Source organism: Nocardioides sp. YIM B13467 (assembly GCF_042788075.1).
Taxonomy (GTDB): domain Bacteria; phylum Actinomycetota; class Actinomycetes; order Propionibacteriales; family Nocardioidaceae; genus Nocardioides.
The window spans coordinates 80685-103971 of the sequence record NZ_JBHZPJ010000009.1 but is presented as its reverse complement, the minus strand read 5'-3'; the positions used below and the strand labels follow the sequence as shown (position 1 = coordinate 103971).

The 23287-nt window shown below is 67.4% G+C and carries 19 protein-coding genes; 12 read left to right on the top strand and 7 right to left on the bottom strand.

Annotation, left to right across the window (positions count from 1 at the left end):
* Window positions 1–70: 70 nt before the first annotated feature.
* On the top strand, window positions 71–3418 hold the full coding sequence (locus ACFX43_RS02775; RefSeq protein ID WP_378816728.1) for a carboxypeptidase regulatory-like domain-containing protein: 3348 nt from the start codon (window positions 71–73) through the stop codon (window positions 3416–3418).
* Between the two features lie 54 nt (window positions 3419–3472).
* Here ACFX43_RS02775 and ACFX43_RS02770 read toward each other — a convergent pair whose 3' ends face one another.
* Window positions 3473–4165: a response regulator gene (locus ACFX43_RS02770; RefSeq protein ID WP_378816725.1), complete on the bottom strand. Its 693-nt coding sequence runs from the start codon at window positions 4163–4165 to the stop codon at window positions 3473–3475.
* Window positions 4162–5364: a sensor histidine kinase gene (locus ACFX43_RS02765; RefSeq protein WP_378816722.1), complete on the bottom strand. Its 1203-nt coding sequence runs from the start codon at window positions 5362–5364 to the stop codon at window positions 4162–4164. Before ACFX43_RS02765 ends, ACFX43_RS02770 begins: the two co-directional genes overlap by 4 nt.
* A 164-nt stretch (window positions 5365–5528) precedes the next feature.
* On the opposite strand from ACFX43_RS02765, the gene ACFX43_RS02760 reads away from it, so the two are divergent.
* The 3 genes from ACFX43_RS02760 (at window position 5529) to ACFX43_RS02750 (ending at window position 7559) form a co-directional block, all read left to right on the top strand.
* Entirely contained in the window at window positions 5529–5834 is a 306-nt protein-coding gene (locus tag ACFX43_RS02760; RefSeq protein WP_378816719.1) for a hypothetical protein, read from the top strand.
* Window positions 5821–7110, top strand: coding sequence for a cytochrome P450 (locus tag ACFX43_RS02755; protein WP_378816717.1), 1290 nt, complete (start codon window positions 5821–5823; stop codon window positions 7108–7110). Before ACFX43_RS02760 ends, ACFX43_RS02755 begins: the two co-directional genes overlap by 14 nt.
* Before the next feature lie 68 nt (window positions 7111–7178).
* A complete protein-coding gene (locus tag ACFX43_RS02750) occupies window positions 7179–7559 on the top strand; it encodes a hypothetical protein (protein ID WP_378816715.1) in 381 nt (126 codons plus the stop codon).
* Window positions 7560–7574: 15 nt separating this feature from the next.
* On the opposite strand, the gene ACFX43_RS02745 is transcribed toward ACFX43_RS02750, so the two are convergent.
* Window positions 7575–8183 carry a hypothetical protein gene (locus ACFX43_RS02745; protein WP_378816712.1) on the bottom strand — a complete coding sequence of 203 codons (609 nt, stop codon included), beginning with the start codon at window positions 8181–8183 and terminating at the stop codon, window positions 7575–7577.
* 293 nt (window positions 8184–8476) lie between these two features.
* Between ACFX43_RS02745 and ACFX43_RS02740 the strand changes: the two genes are divergently transcribed.
* The 4 genes from ACFX43_RS02740 to ACFX43_RS02725 all read left to right on the top strand — a co-directional run bounded on the left by ACFX43_RS02740 (window position 8477) and on the right by ACFX43_RS02725 (window position 12986).
* Entirely contained in the window at window positions 8477–9661 is a 1185-nt protein-coding gene (locus ACFX43_RS02740) for a hypothetical protein (protein WP_378816711.1), read from the top strand.
* A gap of 414 nt (window positions 9662–10075) precedes the next feature.
* Window positions 10076–10525: a WXG100 family type VII secretion target gene (locus ACFX43_RS02735; protein WP_378816709.1), complete on the top strand. Its 450-nt coding sequence runs from the start codon at window positions 10076–10078 to the stop codon at window positions 10523–10525.
* Complete coding sequence (locus tag ACFX43_RS02730) at window positions 10525–12081, top strand: hypothetical protein (RefSeq protein WP_378816707.1); 1557 nt, start codon at window positions 10525–10527, stop codon at window positions 12079–12081. Before ACFX43_RS02735 ends, ACFX43_RS02730 begins: the two co-directional genes overlap by 1 nt.
* 536 nt (window positions 12082–12617) lie before the next feature.
* Complete coding sequence (locus ACFX43_RS02725; RefSeq protein WP_378816704.1) at window positions 12618–12986, top strand: hypothetical protein; 369 nt, start codon at window positions 12618–12620, stop codon at window positions 12984–12986.
* A gap of 69 nt (window positions 12987–13055) precedes the next feature.
* Here ACFX43_RS02725 and ACFX43_RS02720 read toward each other — a convergent pair whose 3' ends face one another.
* The 4 genes from ACFX43_RS02720 to ACFX43_RS02705 form a co-directional block, all read right to left on the bottom strand.
* Window positions 13056–13652 (bottom strand): hypothetical protein, encoded by a 597-nt coding sequence (locus ACFX43_RS02720; protein ID WP_378816702.1) that lies wholly within the window; start codon window positions 13650–13652, stop codon window positions 13056–13058.
* Between the two features lie 731 nt (window positions 13653–14383).
* A complete protein-coding gene (locus ACFX43_RS02715; RefSeq protein WP_378816700.1) occupies window positions 14384–15142 on the bottom strand; it encodes an endo alpha-1,4 polygalactosaminidase in 759 nt (252 codons plus the stop codon).
* Window positions 15143–15216: 74 nt separating this feature from the next.
* Window positions 15217–16818 carry a DHA2 family efflux MFS transporter permease subunit gene (locus tag ACFX43_RS02710; RefSeq protein ID WP_378816697.1) on the bottom strand — a complete coding sequence of 534 codons (1602 nt, stop codon included), beginning with the start codon at window positions 16816–16818 and terminating at the stop codon, window positions 15217–15219.
* Window positions 16819–16873: 55 nt separating this feature from the next.
* On the bottom strand, window positions 16874–17584 hold the full coding sequence (locus tag ACFX43_RS02705) for a molybdopterin-dependent oxidoreductase (protein WP_378816694.1): 711 nt from the start codon (window positions 17582–17584) through the stop codon (window positions 16874–16876).
* A 108-nt stretch (window positions 17585–17692) separates the two neighbouring features.
* Here ACFX43_RS02705 and ACFX43_RS02700 point away from each other — a divergent pair, with 108 nt between their 5' ends.
* The 4 genes from ACFX43_RS02700 (at window position 17693) to ACFX43_RS02685 (ending at window position 23277) form a co-directional block, all read left to right on the top strand.
* On the top strand, window positions 17693–20392 hold the full coding sequence (locus ACFX43_RS02700) for a DEAD/DEAH box helicase (protein ID WP_378816692.1): 2700 nt from the start codon (window positions 17693–17695) through the stop codon (window positions 20390–20392).
* Complete coding sequence (locus ACFX43_RS02695) at window positions 20389–21075, top strand: hypothetical protein (RefSeq protein ID WP_378816689.1); 687 nt, start codon at window positions 20389–20391, stop codon at window positions 21073–21075. The genes ACFX43_RS02700 and ACFX43_RS02695 overlap by 4 nt, the downstream gene beginning before the upstream one ends.
* Window positions 21076–21109: 34 nt before the next feature.
* Window positions 21110–21673, top strand: a complete 564-nt coding sequence (locus ACFX43_RS02690) for a TetR/AcrR family transcriptional regulator (protein ID WP_378816686.1) — start codon at window positions 21110–21112, stop codon at window positions 21671–21673.
* Between the two features lie 77 nt (window positions 21674–21750).
* The gene (locus ACFX43_RS02685) at window positions 21751–23277 is read left to right on the top strand and encodes a carboxyl transferase domain-containing protein (RefSeq protein WP_378816684.1); all 1527 of its coding nucleotides are present in this window, start codon (window positions 21751–21753) and stop codon (window positions 23275–23277) included.
* The last annotated feature ends 10 nt before the right edge of the window (window positions 23278–23287 follow it).

Sequence of the window (23287 nt, the reverse complement as noted above, 5' to 3'; positions counted from 1 at the left end):
GCCCGCCCTGTCGGCGCGGCCGATCTCTGCGGGAGGGCACGCACCGCGACCTAGGTATGGAAAGACGCAGATGAGAGCCATTGTTCGAGCGCTCGCTGGTTTGCTGGCGGTGCTCCTGGCCACCGCCACGGTGGTCTTCCTGAGCGGAGCCTCACCGGCGGCCGCTCTCGACGGACCGGGGGTTACCGGTCGGGTACTGGACGCAGACACAGGCGCGGGCATCGCCGACGTCACCGTGACCGCCTACTGCTTTGAAGAGGACTACTGGCGGCCGTGCCACGACGACCGCTGGAACGACATCGCGGCGACGACGGCGGAGGACGGGTCGTACGACCTGCCGTTGACGGCCGGCACCTACCGACTCATGGCCAGGTCGGCCAACGGCCACTACCCCAATGCTGTCTACGGATCGGACGCCGAGTGGCCGAACGAGGGCGGGACCGACCTCGTCGTCACTGACGGGCCGGTGACGGCCGACTTCGAGCTCGTCGCCAACAGTGTGATCACTGGAACGGTGACGGGCGCAGGGGCCGGCCCGCTGGCTGGCATCCGTCTGGAGGCTCGCGCGGACGACGGCGGTGCCTGGCTCGACAACGTCGTCGACCAGGGCATCACGTCCGCAGACGGCACTTATGAGCTCCGGGTGCCTGCCGGCACCTATCACATCGTGTTCAACACATCGGACCGCAGCGGTGGCGAGGGCAAGCCTGGTCTTCGCAACGAGACAGTGCGTTGGGAGACGGAGACGTACGTCGAGCAGGTCGTGGAGAGTGGCGTCGACCTGACCGGGATCGACCGTGAACTCGCGGAGGTGCCCCACGGCATCGTGACGGGTCACGTCGAGGGCACCTCGGGGGAACCGCTTGCGGGCATCACCGTGGATACCTATCTCCTTTCTGCCGACGGGTACTGGGAGGAGCGCCACACCTATCGCGTGGTTACCGACGAGAGAGGCGACTACGGTCTCTACGTCCCCGCGGGCGACTATCGCTTCGGCTTTTCCGAGGTCAACTACGAGAACTACTCCGAGCCGGCCACGCTCGCGCCCGTTTTCTATGAAGCAGCAAGCACGGTCCACGCCGCCAAGACGGTCAGCGTCGGGCTGAGCGAGACCTCGGGCATCGACGCAGTCATGTCGGCGTACGGTCAGATCACCGGCCGGGTCACCGACGCCGACGGCAACCCGGTCGGGAGCGTGTACGCCAGTGCCTGGTCCTTCAACGAGGAGGCGCATGAGTGGGACCGGGTTCGCGGGACCGACACGGGGGCCGACGGGACCTACCAGCTGAACCTCCCTGGCGGCAGCTACAAGGTCGGCTTCGAGGCCGACAGCCTCGGTTTCCTCAATGAGTACTACAACGACGCGGCCACCCGTGAGCAGGCGACCAACGTCGTGGTCGGCTCCGGGATCGTGAGCGGGATCGACGCCTCGCTGGCCATGGGCGTGGCGATCTCCGGCACCGTCACCAGCGAGACCGGCGAGCCGCTCGACGACATCGCGGTGCAGTTGTACGAACCGGCTGACGGCTGGGACGTGGTCGACGTCGTCTCCACCGACAGCGACGGCCGATACACGTTCGGCGCGCTGAAGCCCGGCGGGACCTACCGGGTCGGATTCTCGGGCAGCGGCTGGAAGCGAGAGTTCTTCCCCGACGCGGCCACTGTGGGCGACGCCACCGACGTGATCGCCGGTGAATCAGGTCCGGTCGACGCCGAGCTGGCGTCGAGCGCCGGGAACGGGGCGATCACCGGAACCGTCACCGACGACGCCGGACAGCCGGTCCCCGGTGTCTCCGTCGACGTCTACGACGCCGAGGAGTGGGAGTGGATCGGGTCCAAGAGGTCGGGCGAGGACGGGTCCTACGCCTTCTCCGGTCTGCAGTCCGGCCAGTACGAGCTGATGTTCTACATCGAGGACGACTACCTCTACGCCGATAACACCTCTCGAACCGTCGAGGTGGTCGACGGTGAGCCGGTCACGGCCGATCTGCAGGTGTCGACCGGCGGCCTGATCATTGGTTCCCTGACCGGTTCGGACGGTGAGACGATCAGCGACGGATACGTCGAGGTCTACAGCGCCGACACCGAGGAGTACGTGCGCAGCGGCTATCTCGACTACGGGAACGGCACCTACAAGGTCCGCGGCGTCCCGGCGGGCGCCTACCGCATCCTGTTCACCAGCAACCAGGGACACCGGAGCGAGTGGTTTTCGGACGCATCGTCCTTCGCGGAAGCTGACGATGTCGTCGTCGGCCTCCGCGAGACCAGCACGGCCGACGCCGTGCTGAGTCTGGGTGCAACGGTGGCGGGCCGGGTGTCGCTCGCCGACGGCAGCCCGGTTGAGTGGGCCGAGGTCCAGATCCAACGACTCGCCTCCGGCGGGGAGTGGGTCCAGGAAACCTACGCCTACACCGACGACGACGGCCGTTACAGCAGCCGAGCGCTGGAGCCGGGGACCTACCGGGTGGCCGTCGATCTGTGGGACGACGTGCACGTCCCGGCAGAGTCCGAGGAGTTCACGATTACGGAGAGTGATGCCGGGGCGGTGACCCGCGACATCGTCATCGAGGAGAAGCAGCCACCCGCGATCACCTCGGTCGCCGTTCCGACGGTCTCGGGCAGGGCGCTCGTCGGAGAGACGCTCGCGGCCACCAGCGGCGAGTGGGACGTCACCGACGTCTCGGTGAGTCATCAGTGGCTGCGGGACGGCGAGCCGGTCGAGGGCGCGGTCGAGGCGACGTACGTCATCGGTGAGCCGGACGCGGGCCACCGGCTCAGCGTGGAGGTGACCGCGGAGAAGACCGGATATGCCTCGGCTACCGCCACCTCGTCGGCGACCGACGTCGTCTCGCACGGTCCGCTGACGAACACCGAACCGCCGACGGTTACCGGTACGCCGCGAGTCGGCGAGACGCTCACTGCCACGCCGGGTGTCTGGAGCGCGGACGGGACCGCGGCCGCCTTCCAGTGGCGGCGTGACGGTGTCCGTGTCCCTGGAGCCACCGCGAAGACGTACGTCTTGGGCGTCGATGACCTCGGCGCGGCGATGTCGGTGGAGGTCTCGGTGACCAAAGACAGCTGGGACCCGGGCACGGCCGTATCGGCGCCGTCCGGCGCTGTCAGCGAAGGCCTTCTTTCGGCCGTCGATGAGCCGGTGATCAGCGGAAACGTGTGGATCCCCGAGACCATCAGTGCGGAGTTCACCGCACCGGAGGGTGCCGAGGTGGCGTACTCCTGGCAGATCCGGCGCAAGAAGATCGGCCAGAGCAGGCCCGACTACGAGGAGGTCGGTGCGGAGCAGTCGCTCGCGCTGATCCGTGAGTGGCGGAACGCCTCTCTCAGGCTGGTAGTGACGGTCACCAAGCCGGGCTACACCACGGCGACCTATGTGGTGGAGGTCGAGGCCAGCCTTCGCTGAGACCTCTGAACGGCGATGCCAGGTGTGCGACTGCGCGCCTGGCATCGCTGCATTTCAGGTGGCTGGTCGGACGATGCCGTGGTCGTACGCGAAGACGATGGCGGCGGCACGATCGCGGAGGTCGAGCTTGGCGAAGATGCGGCCGATGTGGGACTTGACGGTGAGCTCGGAGATGACGAGCCGCTCGGCGATCTCGGAGTTGGTCCAGCCGGAGGCGACGCCGCGGAGGACCTCGAGCTCGCGGTCGGTGAGCTCGGAGACCTCGACGGCGCTCGAAGCCGGTGCGACGGCTGAGCGGTAGGTGGCCAGGACGCGGCCGGTGATGGCGGGGTCGAGCCAGGCGTCGCCGAGGGCGACGGAGCGTACGGCCATCACCAGCTCCTCGGCGGGAGAGTCCTTGAGGATGAAGCCGGCAGCCCCGGCGCGAAGTGCGCCGGAGACGAGCTCGTCCTCGTCGAACGTGGTCAGTACCAGCACCGGCGGCGCCGACGGCAGCGCCCGCACCAGGCCGGTGGCGGTGATCCCGTCGACCTGCCGCATCCGGAGATCCATGACCACGACATCGGCCGGGTTGGCCTCGAGTGCCGCGACCACCTCCGAGCCATCTCCGCACTCGGCGACGATCTCCAGCCCGTCGCGCCGCCGCAGGATGCGGCGCAGGCCGCTGCGTACGAGCTCCTGGTCGTCGACCACGACCACCCGGATCGGCGAGGCTGTGTTGGTGGTGGCGGGGTTGACCGACGTCATGCGAGGGCCTTGCGTACGTGACAGTGCGATGGGATCACCAGGTCAACCTTCCACATCGACTCCTCGGCTCCCGCCGACAACCGGCCGCGGAGCTGCTCGGCGCGGGCTGTCATGCCGGCCAGCCCGGACCCCTCGCCGACCGCGCGCCGGGTGCCGACGAGCGGGTTCTGCACGGAGAGACGTACGCCGTCGGCGACCGCCAGCGAGACCGAGACCGGTGCGCCGGGTGCGTGCCGGATGGCGTTGGCGAGAGACTCCTGCAGGATCCGGTAGATGCCCAGCCCGACCCCGGCGTCGATGCGCGAGAGGTCGCCGGAGGACGAGAACGTGATCGCCTGGCCCGCGCTGCGGCCCTCCTCCACGAGCCGGACCACGTCCGCGGCCCCAGGGAGCGGTGCCGTCCCGGCGCCGGAGGCCGACAGCACCCCGATCGTACGCCGGATCTCGGCCATCGCCCGGCGCCCGACGGCCTCCGCCTCGGTGAGCGCGGACACCGCCTCGTCCGGTTCGTCGCCCTCTGCGACGGAGCGCCGCGCCGCGGTCAGGTGCAGGAGGGTGATCGAGAGCGAGTGCCCCACCAGGTCGTGGATCTCGCGAGCGATCCGGATGCGCTCGGCCTCGGTCGCGCGAGCGTGCTCCTGCGATCGCGCCTGTCGTTCGGCCCGCAGCGCCCGCATCTGGGCGAGGATCAGCAGCCCGAGGATCCAGCCGACGAAGAGCAGCAGGAAGTGGACCCCGACGCCGCTGGGTGTGTCGGAGGCGAAGATCCCCATCACCACGGCCGAGGCGATCGCGTAGATAGTCCCGGTCCGGAAGCCTTCGCGGACGACCATCTCGAGGGTCAGCGGGACCAGCACCGCCGGCGCGAAGTCGTGCTGTGGCCAGAACGCGGAGGCGGGCTGCGACATCAGCCAGGCCGACCCGGCGAGGGTCGGGACGAGGTCGACGACCCACATGTGGTTCTTGAGCCACTCGCCGGTGTTCGGGATGAAGAAGATGCTCAGCGACGGGACGACGATGACCAGGCCCGCAATGACCATGTCGCCGGCGGCCTCGCGCTGGAGCACCGCGACGGTGACCATCGCGAGGAGCCCGAATGCCGACAGCAGCGGCGCCCACCAGGGGATGTCGAGGTTCTTGCTGCGGCAGCGCTGTTCCAGGAAGTCACGCACATCGCGAGCCGAGTCCTGGACACTCATGCCGTTCAGTCTAGAAACGCGGGAGTCGCGTCGCATCCGACCACGGCAGGCGGCCGCTCTCCTACCACGGTAGGAACGAAGGTGCCTGCCAGCGGCCGATGCGCCGAGGCGTCGCCGATCCGTAGCGTCGAACCATCCCGACGACGACGGAGACGGTGAGGACCATGACGTGGACGCAGACCCATGAGCGCTACCGGCTGCTGAACGAGGCGGAGACGGAGCTGCGATCCGGCTTCGCGCGGCGCCTGCCGTGGTCACCGGCCTATGCCGAGGCCTTCGGCAGCCCGGACCGTCTGGCCCAGGCTCTCCGGCACCGGTGGCGGATCCGGTTCCAGGCGCAGCTCGACCCGACGCTGTCGCAGGAGGATTACGAGGCGACCTTCGCCGACCTGCTGGCCGACCTGGCGCCGCTGATGGGCCGGATCGGCACCCACGAGTTCCGTGAGGAGCTGGCCGATGCCTCGGCCTGAACAGTCACTGCTCGAGAGGCCGAGGTCGTACGCCCGCTGGGCTCTCTCCCAGGGCATCAACCGAGCGGTGCTGAGCTTCGCGTCGAGGCGTGGCGACCCGCTCGCCGAGCTGATGTGGTCGCGGGACGAGCCGGACTACGGCCGTCTGCGAGCGCGCGGCCCGATCCACATCAACCCGTTCATGGCCGGCACGGTGTCGTACGCCGCCGCCAACGAGATCCTGCGCAGCAGCGACTTCGGCGTCGGTGACGGCCAGGGCGAGCTGCCCGTGCCGCTGCGGTGGCTGCTCGGCAAGGTGAGCGCGCCCGACGCCCTCGGTCCGGTCGACCCGCCGTCGATGCTCGCCGTCGACCCACCGCTGCACACCCGCTACCGCAAGCACGTCTCGAAGGCGTTCACCGCCCGCCGGATCAGCTCGATGGCCGAGATGGTCACCGCGGTCGCCGGCGACCTGCTCGACGAGATCGACCCGCGCGAGGGGCGCGTCGACATCATCGAGGAGTACGCCGCGAAGCTCCCGATCGCCGTGATCGCCGAGCTGTTGGGAGTGCCTGCCGCGGATCGTGCCGACATCCTGCGCTGGGGCGACCAGGCCGCCGCCATCCTCGATCCGGGGTTGTCGTGGCGCGACTACGCCCAGGTCGAGACCGCGATGAGGTCCCTACACCACTGGTTCGAGGAACACGTACGCCGCCTCCGCCCCGACCCCGGCGACGACCTCCTCAGCGCGCTCGTGATCGCCGGCGACCTCGACGACATCGAACTCCACGCCCTCGGTCTCCTGCTCCTGGCGGCCGGTTTCGAGACGACCGTCAACCTGCTCGGCAACGCGGTCGCGGCCCTGGACGCTCACCCGGCTCAGCGCTCGCTGCTCCTCGACGATCCGTCTCTTGTTGACTGTGTCATCGAGGAGACCCTGCGCTGGGACCCACCGGTCATGGCCACCGTCCGCGAGGCCTACGCCGCCACGAGCGTGGCGGGCGTGGACGTCGCCAAGGGCACCGCCGTCGCCGTCGTCCTCGGTGGCGCCAACCGGGACCCGTCGGTGTTCGAGGACCCCGACACGTACGACATCACCCGGCCCAACGCCGACCAGCACCTCTCCTTCTCCGCCGGCGCCCACTTCTGCCTCGGCGCCAGCCTCGCCCGCCTCGAGGCCCGCGTAGGCCTCCGCATGCTGTTCGAGCGCTTCCCTGCCCTGCGCGTCCAAGGCGAACCCGTGCGCCGCCCCACCCGCATCCTTCGCGGCTACGCAACCCTGCCCGTCGCCCTGTGAGCCATGGTGTACTACTCCTACTGAGGCACCCGCCGGGGGTGCGTACGGAAGCCTCGGGAGGGCGGACCATGGGTAACGGCGACGAGCTCACCGTTGACTACGACAATCTGAACAAGGTCCATCGGGACCTCGAGGAGCAGAAGGGTCTGGTTCAGAGCCTCGACCTCGGGCGCGCCCCGGCAGCGAGCGCGTTCGGTGGTTCAGCCAAGGGCGAGTGGCTCGCCAACGCGGTGATCAAGGGTCACGAGAACATCGGCAAGGCGAAGAAGGAGACCGTCGAGGGTCTGGAGAAGTACGCCAGCGCCGTCGACGACGCCATCCACGACATTGCTGCGACGGACGAGGGCGCAGCCATCGTCGCGAAGAAGATGGCTGAGGCACTGGCCGTGATGAGCAACCCGCTCGTGATCTTCAGCAAGGAATTCCGTGGGAAGATCCCGATGATCTGACGAGATCAGCCTGGCTCAAAGAGCCTTGTATGTCGGCATGATCTCGGCGATCAGAGCCTCGGCGCCCTTGCGGTCGATGTCCGACTTCGTGAATCGCCAGGTGACTGTCACGCTGTGATCGCCGCCGGGAACCACTGTTCCGTAGTGATCCTCCCACTCGTGTCCGGTGTCGCCTTGGAAGTGATAGAAGGTCGACCCGTTGATCGTCTCATTCGGCAGGCGCTTCAGATTCTGAACGTCATCTGCCAGGGCCTTCTCCTCAAGGGCCGCAAGAGCGTCAACAGCCGCTTCGCCGTCTCCTTCGCCCGCATGTACACCGCCCTGGAAGATTGCTGCGCCAGGCGAGATGCCGATGGCATCCTCCGGCGCACGCATGCTCAACGAAAGATCACCGCTGGACCTGATGTTCCAGTTCGCGGGGACCTGCAGTTGCGCTACCTCTACCGATGCGACCTGCCAATCAGCCGGAACCTCCGGACCGCTTGACCCGGACGGCTCTGCCGTCGCCGAGCCCGATACGTCAGTGGTCGGCTCTGTGGTGGGCGTGTCATTTCCGCACCCGGCGAAACCAGTCGCGGTGACCAGGGTCAGAGCGGCGATCGCGATCGCCCGAGACGTCCTCATGTGACCGCACTCTAGGGCAACTGATGAACGACGGTGACGACCTGGTCGGATGTGTTGTCTAATGGGATCGCGGGGCGATCGGACCCCTTGTCTCGAACGCTCGGGGAGGAAAGCGCGTGTCAACACGAGGCCCATGGATGGAACGTCTTCGGACCTACGTCTCCGGAGCGGACCCGTCCACGATCGACATGCTGATCGATAGTTGGAGAGAGGCGGAGCGCCAGTTCCGCACGTCTGGATCGGTGCTCGTCCAGAGCGGGAAGGCTGCAGAGGACGGTTTTTCGGCGGCGTCGATGTCAGGTCAAGCCGCTCGTCGCAACATGGAGGCTTCGGGCAACAAGACGACCGACAAGAGCGAAGTGATCAAAGCAGCCGTCGAGGCGATGCAGGACGTACGAGCAAAGATCACCACCGCGATGCGCGAGTACGCCAGGCTCGAGGCAACCCTGCCTGCGACCCATGGTGCCGCGCCGAATGCATCCGATCCGAAGTACGCCCAGTCTGGGACAGGAGTCGACGCAGCTCAGGCGACGGAGAACCAGAAGGCCCTCCAAGCTGATCGTGCCGCCCACGCCGCGCGGGAGGCCGCGATCGCCGATGCGGAGCGGGCCGCTGCGCAGCAGGTGCAGGACGTCGACACTTCGGTTGACGATGCTGAGCCGAAGGTCCGGGCTCTCTATGACGATGGCAGCGGTTCTGATCCGGTTCCTGCCGGCAGTTCGGGTTCTCCCGGGTCGGCGAGTCAGGTAGCGGCCGCAGAAGCCCGAATGGCGAAGTACAACTCCGGCACTCTCTACCCCGACGGCTGGGGCCACGAGCTGATCGCTCAGGAGAAGGCCAACATCGAGGCGCACAAGGCCGAGAACAAGCCCGAGTGGAACGGCACCGAGTGGATCAACGCCGACGGCACCCCCGCTCCCGCGACCTCGTACGCAATGGTCGAGACCGCTGACGGCCTTGCGCCGCTCGCTGGCGGGACGGGCGGCATGTCTGCCCTCGCGATCGCCGGCGGCGGTGCCCTGCTCGGTGCCGGCGTCGCCAAGGCGATCGCCAGCAAGCTCTCCGCTGGTGCGTCTGCGAAGGCAGCAACTGCCGGCGCGGCATCGAGGTCAGCCGCTGCCCGGTCCACAGCCGCCAGGGCCGGCGCTGCCGGTGCCCGCGCGGGAGCTGGCGCTGGTGCTGGAGGCCGCGGTGCGGGAGCACGTGGCACGGGAGCCGGCGCGCGTGGCACCGGTGCCGGAGGACGTGGCGCCGGCCGCGGCGGCGCGGGTGGTCGCGCCGGAGCCAGTGGGGCCGGCGGCCGCGGCGCCAAGAAGCGGGACCAGAACGGCACCCAGAACCAAGAGTGGGAAGCCGACTACACCGACGACTGGACCGAGACCGCAAGCGACGTCCTGGACCCCGGAGCCTCCCGTGGCTGGGTCCCGAACGCACCGCAGGGCGACGACTCCGGCGACGAGAAGCGCCGCCGCAACTAGTACGCATCGATTCGCTGATCACACGGCGCGGGTCCGACGTCTATTCGTCGAGCCAGCGCCGTGAGCGTTTGATGTCCGCAGTGCCGCGAGCAACTCTATGGGCCGGCACGTCAGACGCGCCACGTCGTCGCGAATCTCCCCGACCAAGTGACAGTCTGACCCTGACACTGTAGAAATTTTACGTTTAGACTGCCGGGAGCCGGGTAAGACGAAGGTGTCAAGGGCGGCAAATCTCGGGGGGTTTTATGCGCACCAAGACCAGAACGACGTTCGCATCGGGGTTGGTCGAACCAACGGCTGACTCGGGTAGTCGGTCGTGAACGTCCAGGCCGCCTTGGAGGTTCTAGACGAAGCCGGCAACGGTGCGAAAGCTGCGGATTCTGAGGTTTCGCACGCCGCATCTGGGGGCAAGGCATGCTGATCGACAGCAATCCCACAGAGACGATCAGGGTGACGCCGTCGGATATGCGGCGTGCCGCAGGTGCATGGGACGACGCGAGAGACCAGGTTGCGAACGCGAATCCTACGGACCGTGTCCCGGAGGTGGCGACTGCCATGCCAGGTGGTGCGGCAGCCCGCCAGGTGACCCAACTGACGAATGAGTTCCACGGTCGTTTCAAGTCTTGGTGTGAAGGCGCAACCGAGCAGGCGGAGGCTTTGAACAAAGCGACAAGAGAGTACGAGACCGCCGATCAACAAGCCGCAGATGAGGGCAGGAAGCAAGAGTCTGTTGTCAACCACGGCTTCCAGAATGGCTCCTCGGGAATCACGGTGAGCCGTGGCCCGGCAACCTTCGACCCACGTGAGTCGCCCAGCGACCGCACTGCCTACCTCGAGGAGCGTATGAACGGCGGTGGTCTCTGATGGTCACCATTGATGAGGTGCTGGCGTGGAAGCCGAGCGTCATCGACAGCCTGGCCGAGTACTTCTACGACAAACGCACGATCGTGGTGAGGCTTCAGGACGAGATCAACGATGCCAAGCCTCCTGAGTCTTGGGTCGCGCCTGCTCGGGCCGAAGCTTTGAAGGCCTACGAGGAGAAGCGGCTAAAACTCAACGATATCGCTGCTCAACTATCTGATCTCGCCCTCGCCTCGAAGGAAGCCGGCAAAGAGATCAAGGGCGCGCAGGACGACCTGCACGCAGTCCTCAACGAAGCGTCAGGCGAGGGCTACAAGGTGAACCACCGTACGGGCGAGGTCGAGCCGCCCAAGCTTGAGCCGCCAGATCCGATGCGCCCGTCCTACCATTTCCAGGACGATGAGCGCCGCTATGAAGAGGCGCTCGCGGACCAGGCCATGCAAGCGAAGGAGTTCGTCGATCGAATCGAGAAGGCGCTCAAGCGTGCTGAGGCCGCCGACGTTGGGCTCGCCAAGTCGATGGCGGATGTGGTCGCAGGAATGACCCGTGGTGGCGATGGGACCATCAAGGAAGCAGTGGCATCCCAACTGCCGCCGTCGCTCGACAGGATGAGCCCCGGGGAGATCGCCGAATTGCTCGGCGATGAAATTGCCATCGACACCATCATGACGTATCTCGAAGGGAGTATTCCGGTCTACAAATTCCTCACGGCCGACTTCGAGGGATCCGCGCAGTATCGGGTCATGCAGAACGGGGAAGTCAAGATGTCGCTCAAAATGGGGGCCGGGGTCGGGCTCGGAGTGAACGGCGAGGTCGAGGCCAGTGCCGGTGTTGGAGGCTTTACAGACTTCGAGATCACTTTCAAGTCCAAGGCGGAGGCCGAACGGTTCCTAGCCGGTCTTGACGACGCGGCGAAGGATGTTAGTTGGAGCGCTGGTAGACCGATGCCCGCCGGACTCGCCGAATACATCAATGATCAGAATGTGACCAGTCGAAAGGTCGGTCTATACGCGAAGGGTGATATCGGGTTCGAGACCCCGTACGTCGGGAGCAACACCGGTGCCCGTGCTGAAGGCTGGTACGACGAGGAGAAGCGTGAGTACGGCATCAGAGTTGAGGGGTCGTTGGACGTAAAGGGTGGCATTCCGGAAGCCGGGGTGAAAGCAGGAGGAGCTTTCGACTTCTCGGGGGAAGTGAAGACCAACTTACGTGGCGCTCCTCAAGAGGTAAGTCTATCGGGTGCACTGACGGGCGAGATCGCGAACCAGAAGTTGGGCCTCGATATCCCGGGCCTTGGATCAGGTGGAGGCGGGGACGTCGAACTCAAGATGAGTCGCGATAACGTCATGTGGGGCGAGATGGAGGAGGCGCTGAAGTCGGGCGACATGTCCCGTGCCGCGGATATCGCCATAGACCATGGGCAGGTGGTCGTTCGAGCAACGACCGTTACGCAGGCAGACCAGGAGATCGGGCCAGTAGACGGCGGTGCTAAGCAAACAGCAACGCAACGCACGCTGGTTCGGCCGCCGAACACGACCGAGTTTGTCGACGTCGCATGAGAGACGCGACCGGGCGGAGTTGGCGGGAGCCCGGAACTGTGACGGCTGGACACGCCAACGATGACATTGCTTCGGTGCCGATAAGGGCAGTCGATCTCGGCGGCGTCGCTTTGGTGGCGCCCCTCGGGTCGCCGACCTACACCCGGGGGACCTACGGTCAGATGTGGCAATGGATCGGCAACGGGAACAGCCTGATCAGCCTCGTCGTCGCCGCCCGCCCGGGTGCACAGGAGTCGGCTGACGGGGTACGACATCGCCTTCTCGCGGAGACCGATCGGATCAGCGCGCCTCTGCGGCGCCCTGCCGATGGAGAACGACCCCGTCCAGAGTCTGTTGACGTTCCTGGGGCGGTCGCAGCATTCAAAATGCCTGTGGATGGGATCCGTGAAGGAGTCCGGTTGCACAACGGTGTGTTGGTCGCATCGGACGGTGCCACGACGTACCTCGTCCATGCTGCCGTAACGGACACCGAGACTGGTCGTCGGCTAGCCTCGTCATTGTTGTCCAGCCTGCAGTTGCTCGAATAGGAGATGCGTGTGCTCAAATGGGTTTTGATCGGAGTCGGCTCCCTAGCCGCTGTGGTCGCTGTTTTCATCGGAGTTGTGTGGTTTCTCTTCACCCGCGAGGGAGACGATGCAAGCGCACTTACTGAGCAAGGTAGCGCCGAAGTTCTCGAGCTGACAGATGCCGGGAGCTCATACATCGTTGTCTATCGATACGACTTCAATGGGCAGACGTTCTACGGTAAGACCAGCATCTACCGCAAGAGTATGCGTCGCGGGGATACCTACGGAATCTGCGTCAACCCCAGTAATCCGTCCCAGCACACGGAGATGAATCCCGGTTGTCCCCCAGAGATTTCTAATGGGGTCTTCGAAGGTGTAGAGCAGAAGCCGAGTCTTTGATATCGATAGTCGCTCATCCTGCAACGCGACCCACTTGGTCCGTGGAGGTCGACGCTGTCTCGGGGAAAGTCACGGTTGGGTGACAACTTTGGCTGCTCGCTCGTGTTTCCTAGCGCTGTAGTAAGCCGTCGAAGCGGGCATCCAGAGCAGCACGACGATGGCGATGGTCAACGCCTGATTTGCCAGGTTGTAAACTACGGAGATTGCGACGAGATTTTCTTGAACTATCGATAGTGCGAAGTTGGCCACTGCGAACAGAAGGCCTATGGCTCCCATGACGGTTGCCGCGATTCTTGCCCATCCGTAGCCGCTTCGGTTGGTGAACGCCATTGTTATCCACAATGCGATCTCGATCAGAGCCCAGGCCGCGGCAATGCCAACGGACAGCCAGATGCCGGCCTCGGAGAGGCTGTCCATGCGGACGTAGCTGTCTCCATACTTCTCCTCAAGGCGCGCGTTGTTGCTTGCGACCACCGCGAGCATCTCGACATACACGACGACGACGCTGAGCGCGGCCAATGCTGCGCCGATCCAGATGCCGATCACGGCCAGCCTGAGGGTCTGCGGGCGCTCGATCGGGCCCGCTGGCGCCCGAACGCTGCCCTGGTCAATGCTCTGTTGATCTGACATGACATCCCCTCGAGTGACTGCCGTGAACTCGGGCATCGTCTCACGCTCTTCGGGGGACGGGAACGCGTTGGTCCCGCCGCGCTCGCCAGGGCGGTGCCAACTCATCGAACTCGGGTAAGAGCGTGGTGGGATCGATCCGTTCGGGGGCGAAGAAGCCACGCCCTGAATGGGCCCCCACCCTCGGCGGGAACGCTGTGCTGGCCGCTGCTGCTAGCCGTGCTGAAAACCCAACGTGCCGCTCGCACTAGTTCGCAAAGAGCCTGCCAAGGAAGCTTTGTGGCTCCAGTCGTGAGACTGGAGCCAGCCGAAGAGCGGGTCCTGGGTCCGACTGGTCTCGAAGGAGTGGACCGCCGGCTCAATGCCCACTTCGGGGCCGTCGCCGCCGGTTGAGGAGCGGTGAGGCCACCGAATTGGAAGCCCCAGGACTTTCGACGCGTTTGCCGGAGTGCCACTGCAGCATGCCGCCAAGACCGACACCGTCGTCGGTGAAACCTGCGTTCCATTCAGAGGACCTGCTGACCTCGTTGTAGTCGAACGTCCCGTTGTGCTCGTTGAGGGTGACGGTCAGGCGGTAGGACTCGTCGGCTTGCGTCGCCTAGGTGGGGTGGAGGCTGGTCACCTTGGCGATGTCCCACCAGCCGACGATCTGGTTCCCCTGCGCGCAGTAGCTGAAGGTTCGATCGGGGACGTTCAAAGTCACGATCTGAGGGAGCATTTCCGAGAGTGGTGTGGCCACATCTCTTAACCAAATCTCTCAACTCAACTTTTCAGCAGGCGTCATAGACGTACGCGGAGTCCTTCTGTCCTACGAGGTCGCGGTCGCGGAGGATGGTGAGCGGGGCGCGGGCAGGATCGGCGCAGACGTCGGCGAAGGGGAGGTCGGCTTCGGCTAGAGAGTCGGGGTATTCGATCTGGAGCACATGCGAGCCGTAGACGTCGGTGTAGGCGGCGCACTCGGAGTAGGCGCCGCACTCCTCGACGACGGCGAAGTCGAAGCCGAGGTCGTCGTGGGCGGGGCGGGCGGCTTCGGCGGCGTTCTTCTGGGCGATCGCGAGACCGAGGTCGTGGGCGGCGGTGACGTACTCCGCGGCCAGGGCGAAGGCGCCGTCCTTCGAGATCGCGTCGAAGCGGGTCCAGGTGTCGAGGTTGTCGATCTCGACGGCGTCGAAGCCCGAGTCGGCGCAGTCCTCGATGACCGGCTCGATCACCTCGAGGATCGACGCCCGAGCAGACGCGGTGGAGGGGTCGAGGATGATCTCGTCGGGCCAGTCGGGGTCGCGTACGGGATCGCCGGAGGCGTCGCGCAGCAGCGCGGACGGGCGGTCGGACCAGTCGGCGCCGGGCTGGGTCTGGAAGCCGTTGACATAGCAGACGTTGTAGGCGCCCTCGAGGGGCGCGGCGGTGGCGTCGCGTACGACCACGTCGATCGGTGAGCCGTCGGTCAGCCGAGAGGCGGCACCTCCGAGCTGGTAGTCGAAGACGCCTTCCGTCGGTGGGAGTGCGACAGAAGGGGAGCCGCAACCCACCAGGGTGAACAGGCCGACAAGTAGAGCGAGGGCCGGGCTGCCACTGGCCGCCCGGCCCTGCGTACGTGAGCGGATCAGTGGAGGACCGTGGGAGCGGCGGCTCCGTGCTCGGCCTTGCTCTTGGGCAGGAACCACGCGGGGATGAGCGTGACCAGCACCAGGATCGCGGCGATCACGAAGGTGGTCGAGAACGCCTCGGCCATCTCGGCTGGGATGGCCTTGAAGACCTCGGGCAGCTTGGCCGGGTCCAGACCCAGCGAAGCGGCGGCCTCGCCGACCTTCTGCTGGTTGGCTGGGTCTGCCAGGAATTTCTCCAGTCCGTCGGCCGGGACGCCGAGCTTGTCGGCGAGGTCGTCGGCGGCGGAGATCGACTCCTTGCCCGCCAGGGCGTTGGTGAGCAGCACCGAGAAGAGCGCGGTGCCCGCTGAGGCGGCGACCTGCTGGACGATGTTCACCAGGGTCGTGCCTCGGGCGATGGTGTGCTCGCGCAGCGTCGCCTGGGCGGCGGCGAAGGTCGGCATCATCGTCGCGCCCATGCCGAGGCCCATGATGAACAGCGACAGGAGGAGGTACCAGTAGGGCGTGGCCTCGTCGAGCCGCGAGAACATGAACATGCCCACCGCGATCGTGGTCAGACCGCTGAGGACGATCTTGCCCGGACCGGTGCGGTCCGCGAGCATGCCGGCGATCGGCATCGTGACCATCGCGCCCAGACCCTGCGGAGCCAGGAGCAGGCCGGCGTGGAGGGCGTCCTCGCCGCGTACCTGCTGGTAGTAGAGCGGGAAGAGCAGCGAGGCACCGAAGAACGCCATCGCGAAGATCGACAGGGTGATCACCGCGACGGTGAGCTCCTTGTTGCCGAAGAGGCGTACGTCGATCAGCGGGTGGTCGTTTCGGGACGACAGTGCCCACGGGATGAACGCGGCGATCAGCACCAGGCCCACGACCATGAAGGAGAGCACCTTGGTGTCCAGCAGCGTGCCGGCCTCGGGGATCGAAGAGACGCCGTAGAGGAACAGCGCCAGACCCGGGGACAGCAGCACCATGCCGAGGAAGTCGAAGGACTGCGACGGCTCGACGTGGTCCTTGGGCAGGGCTCGCCAGGCGTACACCAGGGCGATGACGCCGATCGGGATGTTGATCAGGAAGATCCAGTGCCACGACGCCGAGTCGATCAGCGCGCCACCGATGATGGGGCCGAGGATCGGACCGAGGAGCATGGGTACGCCCAGGATCGCCATCACGCGACCGACCCGTTCGGGTCCGGCGGCGCGGGTCAGGATCGTCATGCCGAGCGGCATCAGCATGCCGCCGCCGAGCCCCTGGAGGACGCGGAAGCCGACCAGCATCGGCAGCGTCGTGGCCAGCGCGCAGAGCGCCGAGCCGAGCGCGAAGAGCACGATCGCGGTCATGTAGAGGCGTTTGGTGCCGAACCGGTCGGCGGCCCAACCGGTCAGCGGGATCACCGTCGCCAGGGCGAGGGTGTAGCCGGTCATCGTCCAGGCGACCTCGGCAGAGGTGGCGTCGAACTCGCGCTGGAAGGTCTCCAGCGCGACGGAGACAACGGTGATGTCGAGGATCGACATGATCGATCCGAGTACGACGACGCCCGCGACGATGAGCACGCTCTTGTCGAGGTGATCGTCCGGTGCCTTCTTGGCAGAGATGTCTGTCACGGGTTGACAGCCTACGTGTGGGTTGATAGGTCCCCTAGCCATTATTTACTTTTGACTAGTGACCTGGCTCACCCGCAGTTCTGCGGCGGCGAGCGGCGGCGAGCATGACGGTCTTGATCGCTCGGTAGACCGGGCGGATCAGCCAGCCGGGCACCGTGCCGTGGCGCTCCTCCTCCCAGACCCGCGCCCGCGGGTGGGACTGCAGCAGCCGGTCGACCAGCGCCGGTGACCCGCCCGATGGCGCGCCGGCGAGCACGTCGACGCGACACACGTGCTTGATGTTGGCGTACCCGTACTGCGCTGGGTTGACCAGTCGCAGCGGGGCGCCGTGATCGCCGTCGAGCGGCCGGCCACCGAGCCGGTCGGCGAGCAGGACGTCGTCGGCGAGGAGATCTTCGAGCTCGGCCACGAAGTGTTCGCCGTCGAGGCCGCGCACGAGGACGTGTGTCACGACCGTGCCCGGTGCGACGGCCGGTGCGACGTGACGCCGGTAGACGTCGGCGAAGGCGACGCCCTCCCACTGAAGGCCCGTCACCGACCATCCGGCGACGCAGTGGAAGTCGGCGTGAAGGTCGCGACGACCCTTGCCGACGAGCTCTTCCACGGTGATCTCGATCGGCGTCTTGAGCGCTCCGCCGAACACCACCGTCGGATGTTCGGGCGCCGTCGGTGGGGGCTGGTCGACACGACGGCCGAAGCGCGGGAAGAAGTCGATGCGCCGCTGTCCAGGTGGGAGGGCGGCGCGTGGATGCGTGGTCTCAGTCATGTCAGCCACCGTGGCAGGGCTCCGGCATGGCGCGCCTCAACCTTGGGGGGCGACCACCTCATCCTCGAGGATGAGAAACCGTCGGTGGTGGCGACTACGGTCGTGTCCATGTCCTTCGTTCCCGTCACCGGTCGCGCGGTCTTCCGCCCGGCGCAGCCGCCGCGGGACTCAGCCATCGAGTTCGTGGACTCCCGGCGGTCGGTGTCGTTGCCGATGCGGGCCGCGCTGCCGGTCCTGAAGAAGGCGTACGCAGCCACCGACCTGCATCCCTCGGTTGCTCTGGTCGCATCAGCAGCCCATCTCGGGCTCCGGTTCGTGGCCGCGGGACAGCTGGAGCCCGACGGTGGCTCCTGGGCTGTGCGCTACACCCCGGAGGACGAGGAGCGGGTGCGGTTGCTGGCCACCTCGCGCGCCTATGAGGATCTGGACGGAGAGGCGGCCGAGCTGCTGGTGCGAGAGATCGTGGCCGCGGTCGCGGACGCGGTGCCGACCTCGGCGCCGAAGGCCTCTGGGTCGAGTGCGTTCCGGGAGTCGTTGCAGACCCGGTTGTCGCGCTATCGGACCGATGAGGGGCCGGTGACGGCCTCGTTGCCGTCGTTGGTGCGGCTCTCGTTCCGTGTCGAGGCGCCGGAGGAGGACCTGCTCATCGGGTCGCTGACGTTGGTGCCGCAGGTGCACGATGAGGCCGACCCGCTGCACGTGGCCGATGCCGCTCGGCTGTGGGACGAGGCCGACGATCACGGGTTCGGCCCCCGGGCGCGTACGCATGCGCAGGTCGCTCTCCGCGGTGCCGCGGAGGCGTGGCCCGTGCTCGACAAGCTGCTCGACCTGCCGGTGCCCTCGTCCCTGACCCTGGCCAGCGATGAGGTCGTCGGCCTGCTCGAGGACGGCGTCGAGTGGCTCAAGGAGCGCGGTGTCGACGTGCTCTGGCCGCGTTCGCTGTCGCGGGACCTGACGACGTCGGTGGCGGTGGACCGAGTGGGGTCCTCGTCGACCGGCGCGCGCGAGGATCTGATGCGCGAGTCGCCGCTCGGGGAGAAGGGCCTCTTCGCCTTCCAGTGGCAGCTGGCGCTCGGCGGCGAGCCGCTCGATGCCGCCGAGATGGACTCCCTGGCCGCGGCCGCGGGTCCGGTGCTTCGGCTGAGAGGGGCATGGGCGGTCGTCCATCCTTCGGTCCTCCGACGTGCGCGCAAGCGACTGCTCAAGCGGATCAGCGGCGGGGAGGCGCTGGCCGTCGCCCTGACCGGTCAGGTGCCGAAGGAGGTCACCGAGGCGGCACCGGGCGAGCAGGTGATCATCGGGGCCTCGATCGCGCGCCTTCGCGACGAGGTGATCGCGGCCACCTCGGGGCCTCCTGTCGAGGTGCCTACCGGGCTGCAGGCCACAATGCGTGGCTACCAGGTCGAGGGGCTGACCTGGTTGGCCGGGATCACCTCGCTCGGGCTCGGTGGTTGTCTGGCCGACGACATGGGGCTCGGGAAGACCCTGATGACGATCGCCCTCCACCTCCATCGGCAGAAGGAGCATTCGGGGCCGACCCTGGTTGTGTGCCCGGCGAGCCTGCTGGGTAACTGGGAGGCCGAGCTCGCCCGGTTCGCTCCCGAGGTGGAGGTGCGACGCCACCATGGTGCCGAGCGCGACGTCGAGGGCGCGAGCGGGGTGGTGCTGACGACGTACGGCACGATGCGGCGCGACACCGAGCTGCTCTCGGCAGTGCCGTGGGGGCTCGTCGTCGCCGATGAGGCGCAGCACGTGAAGAACGCTGCCTCCGCGACCGCGAAGGCGCTCCGCGAGATCCCTTCCCACGCCCGGGTGGCGCTGACCGGAACCCCGGTGGAGAACAACCTGACCGAGCTGTGGGCGCTGCTCGACTGGTGCGTGCCGGGTCTGCTCGGGAGCAGGCTGGCCTTCCGCCGCGCCTGGGCGAGCCAGATCGAGGCCGGCGCGGACGTCGGGAAGGCGAAGGAGTTCGCCTCGCTGGTCGGGCCGTTCATGCTGCGCCGCCGAAAGTCGGACCCCGGGGTGGCTCCCGAGCTCCCACCCAAGACCGAGACCGACCACCTGCTGTCGCTGACGCGGGAGCAGACGGTGCTCTACGAGGCCTACGTGCGCGACGCGATGGCGAGGATCGAGCGGCTCGACGCCGATGACCCGCAGCGGCGCGGGCTGGTGCTCAGCCTGCTCACCGGGCTCAAGCAGATCTGCAACCACCCGGCGCAGTTCTTGAAGCAGGAAGGCGGACGGATCGCGGGGCGGTCGCAGAAGATCGACCTCCTCGACGAGCTGGTCTCCACCGTGCTCGCCGAGTCGGGGGCCGTCCTGATCTTCACGCAGTACGTCGCGATGGCCCGGCTCCTCGAGGCCCACTGGGCCTCGGCCGGTGTCGCCCACCAGTTCCTGCACGGCGGCACCCCGGTCGCGGAGCGTTCGCGGATGGTCTCGCGCTTTCAGGACGGCGAGGTCCCGGTCTTCCTGCTCTCCCTCAAGGCCGGCGGGGTCGGGCTCAACCTGACTCGCGCCGACCACGTGATCCACGTCGACCGCTGGTGGAACCCCGCGGTCGAGGACCAGGCCACCGATCGGGCTCACCGCATCGGCCAGACGCGTACGGTCCAGGTGCACCGGCTCATCACCCAAGGCACCGTCGAGGAGCGCGTCGCGGAGCTGCTGCAGCGCAAACGGGTCCTCGCGGACGCGGTCCTCGGAGGCGGCGAGGCCGCCTTCACCGAGCTGTCCAACGCCGAGCTCCGTGAGCTGGTCAAGCTCGGTCCCCAGAAGCGCCGAAAACGGCGCCGGATCGCTTCATGAGCAAAGCGTTGACCTTCGCCCGCGAGCCGCACCGGCGCGGGATGGTGCGGGTCGAGTCGTGGTGGGGCCGAGCGTTCCTGCGGGCGATCGAGGAGCTCGCGTACGACGCCAACCAGCTCTCCGGCGCTCGGTCGCTCGCCCGCTCGGGGCGGATCGGCGGCCTGGTCGTCGAGCCCGGGCGGTTTGCGGCGGCGGTCGATGACGAGCTCGGGTTGTGGACGGTGACCGGCACGGTGCCGGAGCTGGGCGCAGAGTCCGTCGCCGCGCTCTCGGAGGTCCTCGGTGCCTCGCCCGAGCGGGCCGAGGCGCTCCTGGTCGGTGAGCTGCCGCTGGACGTGGCCGAGCACGCCGAGGAGGCCGGGGTCGAGCTGGTTCCCTATGGCGAGGAACTCGCGGTCACCTGCACGTGCGGGCACTGGCACGCGGTGTGCGGCCACTCGCTCGCGGTGCTGCACCAGCTCTGCTGGATCGTCGATCGCGACGCGTCCGCGCTGCTTCATCTGCGTGGGGCGGAGCGTGACGAGCTGCTGGCGGGCCTGCGGAGGGGACTGCGTCAGGATCGGCCGGCAGGGCCGGCGGCGGTCGACGTCGCTGCGCCCGGCGAGTCGACCCGCGACCAGGTCGACGACGTCGAGATCGCGCTCGACGCGGTGCTCCGAGCGCGCCACCTGCTCGAGGAGTGAGATGCCTCCGGAGCTCACGCGATAACCTCGTGCAATGACCTCGGCCCCGACGAAGACCAGGCGCGAGCAGATCCTGGACACCGCGGCCGAGCTCTTCGCGGCCCGTGGCTTCCACGGAGTCTCCGTCTCCGAGCTCGGCGCTGCCTGCGGAATCTCCGGCCCGGCGCTCTACAAGCACTTCCCGAGCAAGGACGCGATGCTCGCCGAGATGCTCGTCTCGATCTCCCAGGAGCTGCTCCGCGAAGGACGCGTCCGCGTGAAGGGCGCGTCGAGCACCGCTGAGGCCATCGATGCGCTGATCGACTGGCACGTCGACTTCGCGCTGCGCGACCGGGCCCTGATCGTCGTCCAGGAGCGCGACTGGCAGTCGCTCCCGCACGAGGCTCGCGAGCAGGTGCGCACCCTGCAGCGGAAGTACGTCGACCTCTGGGCCGACCAGCTCCGCGACCGCAACCCGGCGCTGGCTCTCGACAGCGCCCGCGCGATGGCCCACGCCGTCTTCGGCCTCATCAACTCCACCCCTCACAACCGGGTCCTCCCCGAGGAAGCGACCCGCGCGGTGCTCACCAAGATGGCCCGAGGCGCCCTCGCCGAGTAGCCGCCGAGCCGCCCCGGCCGCGGGTGACTTCGGTGTGGGGCTTGTCACCCGAGGTTAATGAACGTTAACCTCGGTCCATGGCGTCGAATCTGCGCGAGCTGACGCTCGAGCTGCGAGAGCGGCTCGAGCGCGTACGGCAAGGGGGGAGCGAACGCTCCCGGCAACGGCACACCGACCGCGGGAAGCTGCTCCCGCGCGACCGGGTGGACGGTCTTCTCGACCCCGGGTCACCGTTCCTGGAGGTGAGTCCGCTGGCGGCGTACGGGATGTACGACGACGGGGACGAGTGGGCGGTGCCGTCGGCCGGGGTGGTCGCCGGGATCGGGCTGGTGAGCGGGCGCAAGTGCATGATCGTGGCCAACGACGCGACCGTGAAGGGTGGCACCTACTACCCGCTGACGGTCAAGAAGCACCTGCGAGCCCAGACGATCGCGGCCGAGAACAATCTCCCGTGCATCTACCTCGTCGACTCCGGCGGCGCGTTCCTGCCGAAGCAGGACGAGGTCTTCCCCGACCGTGAGCACTTCGGGCGGATCTTCTTCAACCAGGCCAACATGTCCGCACGCGGGATCCCGCAGATCGCCTCGGTGATGGGGTCGTGCACCGCCGGTGGCGCCTACGTGCCGGCGATGAGCGACGAGACCGTGATCGTGCGCGACCAGGGCACGATCTTCCTCGGCGGGCCGCCGCTGGTGAAGGCGGCCACGGGCGAGGAGGTCACCGCCGAGGAGCTCGGGGGCGGGCTCGTCCACGCGACGAAGTCGGGTGTCGTCGACCACCTGGCCGACGACGACAAGCACGCGCTCGAGATCGTCCGCGGCATCGTCTCGACGCTGCCGGAGCAGGAGACGCGGACGACGACGTACGACGAGCCGGTGGAGTCTCCCGAGACCCTCGCCGACGTCGTGCCCGCCGACACGAAGACGCCCTACGACGTACGCGAGGTGATCCGCCGCATCGTCGACGGGTCCAAGCTGCAGGAGTTCAAGGCGCTCTACGGCGAGACGCTGGTCTGCGGGTTCGCCCACATCGAGGGGCAGCCGGTCGGCATCGTCGCCAACAACGGCATCCTCTTCTCCGAGTCGGCGCTCAAGGGCGCCCACTTCGTGGAGCTGTGCAACCAGCGCGGCATCCCGCTGGTGTTCCTGCAGAACATCACCGGGTTCATGGTCGGCAAGGAGTACGAGAACAAGGGCATCGCCCGCGACGGCGCCAAGCTCGTCACCGCCGTCGCCTGCTCGGTGGTCCCGAAGTTCACCGTCGTCATCGGCGGGTCCTACGGCGCCGGCAACTACGGCATGTGCGGGCGTGCGTACGACCCGAGGTTCCTGTGGATGTGGCCCAACGCGCGGATCTCGGTCATGGGCGGCGAGCAGGCCGCGTCGGTGCTCGCGACCGTCGCCGGCAAGCCGGACGACGAGGAGTTCAAGGCGCCGATCCGGGACCAGTACGAGACCCAGGGCTCTCCCTACTACGCCACCGCGCGCCTGTGGGATGACGGCATCATCGACCCCGCCGACACCCGACGGGTGCTGGCGATGGGGCTCGCGGTGGCAGCGAACGCGCCGACCCCCGAACCCCGCTACGGAATCTTCAGGATGTGACTGGGATGTT

Excerpts from the sequence above, each read along its gene's own strand:
- ACFX43_RS02700 (WP_378816692.1), top strand. The coding sequence starts at position 17,693 with ATGTCCTTCGTTCCCGTCACCGGTCGCGCGGTCTTCCGCCCGGCGCAG.
- ACFX43_RS02690 (WP_378816686.1), top strand. The coding sequence starts at position 21,110 with ATGACCTCGGCCCCGACGAAGACCAGGCGCGAGCAGATCCTGGACACC.
- ACFX43_RS02695 (WP_378816689.1), top strand. The coding sequence starts at position 20,389 with ATGAGCAAAGCGTTGACCTTCGCCCGCGAGCCGCACCGGCGCGGGATG.
- ACFX43_RS02755 (WP_378816717.1), top strand. The coding sequence starts at position 5,821 with ATGCCTCGGCCTGAACAGTCACTGCTCGAGAGGCCGAGGTCGTACGCC.
- ACFX43_RS02740 (WP_378816711.1), top strand. The coding sequence starts at position 8,477 with ATGTCAGGTCAAGCCGCTCGTCGCAACATGGAGGCTTCGGGCAACAAG.
- ACFX43_RS02720 (WP_378816702.1), bottom strand. The coding sequence starts at position 13,652 with ATGCCCGAGTTCACGGCAGTCACTCGAGGGGATGTCATGTCAGATCAA.
- ACFX43_RS02745 (WP_378816712.1), bottom strand. The coding sequence starts at position 8,183 with ATGAGGACGTCTCGGGCGATCGCGATCGCCGCTCTGACCCTGGTCACC.
- ACFX43_RS02770 (WP_378816725.1), bottom strand. The coding sequence starts at position 4,165 with ATGACGTCGGTCAACCCCGCCACCACCAACACAGCCTCGCCGATCCGG.
- ACFX43_RS02685 (WP_378816684.1), top strand. The coding sequence starts at position 21,751 with ATGGCGTCGAATCTGCGCGAGCTGACGCTCGAGCTGCGAGAGCGGCTC.
- ACFX43_RS02760 (WP_378816719.1), top strand. The coding sequence starts at position 5,529 with ATGACGTGGACGCAGACCCATGAGCGCTACCGGCTGCTGAACGAGGCG.
- ACFX43_RS02730 (WP_378816707.1), top strand. The coding sequence starts at position 10,525 with ATGGTCACCATTGATGAGGTGCTGGCGTGGAAGCCGAGCGTCATCGAC.
- ACFX43_RS02750 (WP_378816715.1), top strand. The coding sequence starts at position 7,179 with ATGGGTAACGGCGACGAGCTCACCGTTGACTACGACAATCTGAACAAG.
- ACFX43_RS02775 (WP_378816728.1), top strand. The coding sequence starts at position 71 with ATGAGAGCCATTGTTCGAGCGCTCGCTGGTTTGCTGGCGGTGCTCCTG.
- ACFX43_RS02735 (WP_378816709.1), top strand. The coding sequence starts at position 10,076 with ATGCTGATCGACAGCAATCCCACAGAGACGATCAGGGTGACGCCGTCG.
- ACFX43_RS02765 (WP_378816722.1), bottom strand. The coding sequence starts at position 5,364 with ATGAGTGTCCAGGACTCGGCTCGCGATGTGCGTGACTTCCTGGAACAG.
- ACFX43_RS02705 (WP_378816694.1), bottom strand. The coding sequence starts at position 17,584 with ATGACTGAGACCACGCATCCACGCGCCGCCCTCCCACCTGGACAGCGG.